The sequence below is a fragment of the Streptomyces sp. NPDC002784 genome, assembly GCF_053592135.1.
The window spans coordinates 1-4,233 of the sequence record NZ_JBSFVD010000097.1; the positions used below are offsets into that span (position 1 = coordinate 1).

Genomic DNA, 4,233 nt, shown 5'->3' on the forward strand with positions numbered 1-4,233 from the left:
GGCGGACAGCCCGGCGCCGTGCGCCTTCTGCACGGTGTCGACGCGGTCGGCGTAGGTGTGGGTGGTGGTGACTGTCACGGGTGTGCTCGTGCGGCTCGTCGCCTGCTTCTGCGGGAACGTCAACCAGGGCTGTCGCTCGGCTGGTTGGCTCGGCGTCGCTGTGCTGTACGGCGTGGCGGGTCCAGCATCGGCACCAGGAACTCGCGGGCCACCGCGTCCAGTCGCGCCTCGTCGGCCAGATCGATGACGTGGCTCGGGATGACCAGCAGGGACGCGGAGACGCGGACCATCATCTCGGCCACGAGGCCGACATCCACTCCCTCGGCGACATGACCGTCCCGCTGCTCCTGCCGGAGCCTTCCGGCGAGGAACCGTTGCACCGTGCTCAGGGTGTGACCGCCGTCGTTGGTCATGGACAGTACGACGGCCTCCGGATCCCAGGCCAGGAGTCCGCCGATGAGCGGGTTGCCGCGGATGGCCCGCATGGAGTTCACGAAGCCGACGGCGACCCGGTCGGCGAGGGTGCGGGCGCTCCGGATGTCGATGATGAACTGGGCGAAGTAGCGCCGGAACTCGCGTCGCACGACCTGCTCGACCAGGACGTCCTTGGTGGCGAAGCGGCGGTAGACGGTGACCCGCGAGACTCCCGCCAGCCGCGCCACATCTCCCATGCCGCAGCGCTTGATTCCCACGCGGCAGAACTGTTCATGGGCGGCGTCCAGGAGGCGCACGGTCGTCTCGTCGCCCTGGTGGGCGCCTCTGACGGCATCGGCGAACGCGATGTCGAGCAAGGACAGGGATCCCGGGCCGGCTTCGGCAGTTGCGTGAGGGATCTTCACGAGCGCCTCCCTGATCCCGTGATGCCCCTGGCGTTCACGTTCCGCTTGTGCTCCCCTGGAGATACAGAGATGCGCCGCGTGTTTCACCGTATCAAAGAAGGCCGATAAGGCCATAGGTCCGCACGGCAGTCGGAACTCAAGGAGGAGTTCGCGGAGATGGACGGACTCAGCAGGCGCAAGATGCTGCTCACGGGCGGAGCGCTGGGAGCGTTCGGGGCGCTGAGCATGGCCTCGCCGGCCCGTGCGCGGTCCCTGTGGACGTGGGCACCGAGTGGCTCGGTGGCCGGCGCGGGTGCCGGGCTGGACCCGGAGTGGGTGTGGGACGAGGAGGCCGACCAGCTCGTCGCCGCCGTCATCGACCGCGGCGACGTGGCCAAGGTCAACGAGGCGCTGCGGACGTGGACCCGCAACGACCAGCCGGTGCCCGCCCAACTGCCTGCGGACTTGCGGGAGTTCATGGAGAGGGCGCGTCAACTGCCCTCCTGGGCCGACCGCGGGAAACTGGAGACGGCGGCCGAGTTCAACAAGTCCCGGGGCATCTACCTCAACCTGCTCAACGGAGTGGGTGGTGGGATGCTGAGCACCGCCATCCCCCGGGAGGCACGCGCCGTCTACTACTCCAAGGGCGGCGCCGACATGGAGGACCGGGTCGCCAAGACGAGCCTGCTGGGCTTCGCCGTCGGCGACCTCAACGCCTACCGGCCCGACGGCAAGGTGATGGTGGAGGCCGTCAAGACACGGCTCGTGCACGCGGCCGTACGCCATCTGCTGCCGCAGTCGCCGGGCTGGTCCCGGACCAGCGGCGGCCAGACCATCCCGATCAGCCAGCAGGACATGCTGGTCACCTGGCACAGCCTGCCCACCTACGCGATGCGCAAGATGCTCGAATGGAAGGTTCCGATCCCGCCCGCCGACTCGGCGGCCTATCTCCACCTCTGGCAGGTGACGGCGCACCTGCTCGGCATCCGCGACGAGTACATCCCGGCCACCTGGGCCGCGGCCAACTCCCAGTCCCAGCAGGTACTCGACCCGGTCCTGGACTCCACGCCCGAGGGCATCGAGCTGACCGACATCCTGCTGGGCCAGCTCGCCGAGCAGACCAGTCCGGGCGGCGTCGACCGTCCGCTCGTCAACGCGCTCGCCCGGTACCTGGTCGGCGACCAGGTCGCGGACTGGGACGGCATTCCCCCCGAGCCGTTCTGGGAGAAGGCGATCGCGACCGCCTGGCCGAAGCTCGTCGCCTTCCGCGAGAAGCTGATCCCCTTTCCACTGGTGCCGCCCCTCGCCTGGACGATCGACGAGGCGGCCCGGAAGTACATCATGTTCTACCTCACCAAAGGCCGGGGCACGAGCATCGTCATCCCCGACACCAACCGGCCCGACTGACCCGCCGGTTCGTCACACGCGCAGCATCTGATGGTGGAGAGCCGCGCACCGCTCCACCCGCGCACCGCTCCACCCGCGCCCGGAGCCATCGCACCGGCGCACCTCACGGAGTACGCCACGCCGAGGACACACCTGCCGCTTCGCCGTGTCCCGGTGGTCATCAGCAGCGATCGTCGACAAGGAGTTCACCCATGGACGGAGTCAGCAGGCGCAGAATGCTGATCACGGGAGGGGCGCTCGGGGCGCTGGGCGCGCTGAGCGCGGCCACGCCGGCCCAGGCGCGTCCCCCGTGGACCTGGGCGCCGAGCGGATCGGTGGCGGGCAAAGGGGCGGGACTGGACCCGGAGTGGGTCTGGGACGAGGAGGCCGACCCGGTGCTCGCCGCCGTCATCGACCGCGGTGACGTGCCCAGGGTCAACGAACTGCTGCGGCAGTGGACCCGCAACGACCAGCCGCTGCCGGCCGGACTGCCCGCGGATCTGCGCGACTTCATGGAGAAGGCACGCCGACTGCCCTCCTGGGCGGACTCGAGGAAGCTGGCGGCCGCGGTCGAGTTCACCAAGAAGAAGGGCATCTACACCGGCGCCCTGTACGGGCTGGGCAGCGGCCTGATGAGTACCGCCATCCCGCGGGAGGCACGCGCCGTCTACTACTCCAAGGGCGGCGCGGACATGAAGGACCGCATCGCCAAGACCGCGAAGCTCGGGTACGACATCGGCGACCTGGACGCCTATCAGCCGCAGGGCTCGATGATCGTGACCTGTGTGAAGACCCGCCTGGTGCACGCGGCCGTGCGGCATCTGCTGCCGCAGTCCCCCGGCTGGTCCCGGACCAGCGGCGGCCAGACCATCCCGATCAGCCAGGCCGACGTGATGGTCACCTGGCACAGCCTGGCCACGTTCGGCATGCGCAAGCTGAAGGACTGGCGGGTCCCGGTCAGCACCGCCGAGTCGGACGGCTTCCTGCACGTGTGGCAGGTGACCGCCCACATGCTCGGCGTCCTCGACGAGTACATCCCCAGTTCCTGGGCCGAGGCCAACTCCCAGTACCAGCAGGTCGTCGACCCGATCCTGGCCCCCACACCCGAGGGCCACGCACTGACCGAAGTGCTGCTGGACATCGTCGCCGAACTTGACGCCGGTCTCACCCGCCCGCTGATCAACGCCTTCTCCCGGTACACGGTGGGCGACAAGGTCGGCGACGCCATCGGACTGGACAGGGAGCCCTTCTGGCAGCCGCTGATCAGCGCGGCCTGGCCCCTCCTGGTGGCCTTCCGCGAGGGCCTGATCCCCTTGCCGCTGGTCCCGGAGGCGGCCTGGACAGTGGAGGAGGCGATCCGTAAGTTCGTCCTGCTCTTCCTGGCCGAGGGCGAGGCCATCGACATCGAGATCCCCGACACCAACCGTCCGTCCTGAACCTCCCCCGGGACACGACCGGGTCCCGCCCGTCCCGGTGGGACCCGCACACCCGTACCGCTGCGGGGCAGTGGCCGATCCGCCGCCCCGGAACCCCGCGCACGTGAACGCACGCAGCCGACCAGCGAGATGGAATCATGACGAGATCGCGCAGTGACGGAACCCCCACGGCGTCCTTCGCGGCCACCGCCACCCACGTGCCGCCGCCCCTTCCGCCCGGTCCGGCAGCGCGGAGAGGGGCAGCCGATGGCCGCCAATGACCCCGCGCCCCGGTCCGGACCGCCTTCCGTCGGCAGGCGCCGGTTCCTCGGCTACCTCGTGGCCGGTCCCACCCTGGTGACGGCGGCCGAACTCGCCCCGGCCTCCCCGGCCCGAGCGGACATCCCCTCCCCCGAGATCACGGAACTGTTCGACCTCAACGACGTGATGACCGCGGCGGCCCTGCCCACCTCCGGCCTGATCACGGTCGAGGTGGGCACGGACGGCACCGTGTCCTTCGCACTGCCGCGGACCGAGGTGGGCCAGGGCATCACCACCTCGACGGCCATGCTCATCGCCGAGGAACTGAACGTCCCCGTCGAGCGGGTACGGGT

At 69.9% G+C, this 4,233-nt stretch carries 4 protein-coding genes; 3 read left to right on the forward strand and 1 reads right to left on the reverse strand.

From position 1 onward, the window contains the following. Positions 1–119: 119 nt before the first annotated feature. Positions 120–839, reverse strand: a complete 720-nt coding sequence (locus ACWD1Z_RS36585) for a TetR/AcrR family transcriptional regulator (protein ID WP_451125108.1) — start codon at positions 837–839, stop codon at positions 120–122. A gap of 156 nt (positions 840–995) precedes the next feature. Here ACWD1Z_RS36585 and ACWD1Z_RS36590 point away from each other — a divergent pair, with 156 nt between their 5' ends. From ACWD1Z_RS36590 to ACWD1Z_RS36600, 3 genes are all read left to right on the forward strand, one after another. Beyond that, positions 996–2,225 (forward strand): oxygenase MpaB family protein, encoded by a 1,230-nt coding sequence (locus ACWD1Z_RS36590; RefSeq protein ID WP_451125110.1) that lies wholly within the window; start codon positions 996–998, stop codon positions 2,223–2,225. A 191-nt stretch (positions 2,226–2,416) separates the two neighbouring features. After that, complete coding sequence (locus ACWD1Z_RS36595; RefSeq protein WP_451125112.1) at positions 2,417–3,640, forward strand: oxygenase MpaB family protein; 1,224 nt, start codon at positions 2,417–2,419, stop codon at positions 3,638–3,640. A gap of 246 nt (positions 3,641–3,886) precedes the next feature. Further along, positions 3,887–4,233, forward strand: a 347-nt coding sequence (locus ACWD1Z_RS36600) for a molybdopterin cofactor-binding domain-containing protein (protein ID WP_451125114.1), incomplete at its 3' end; no start/stop codon positions are given.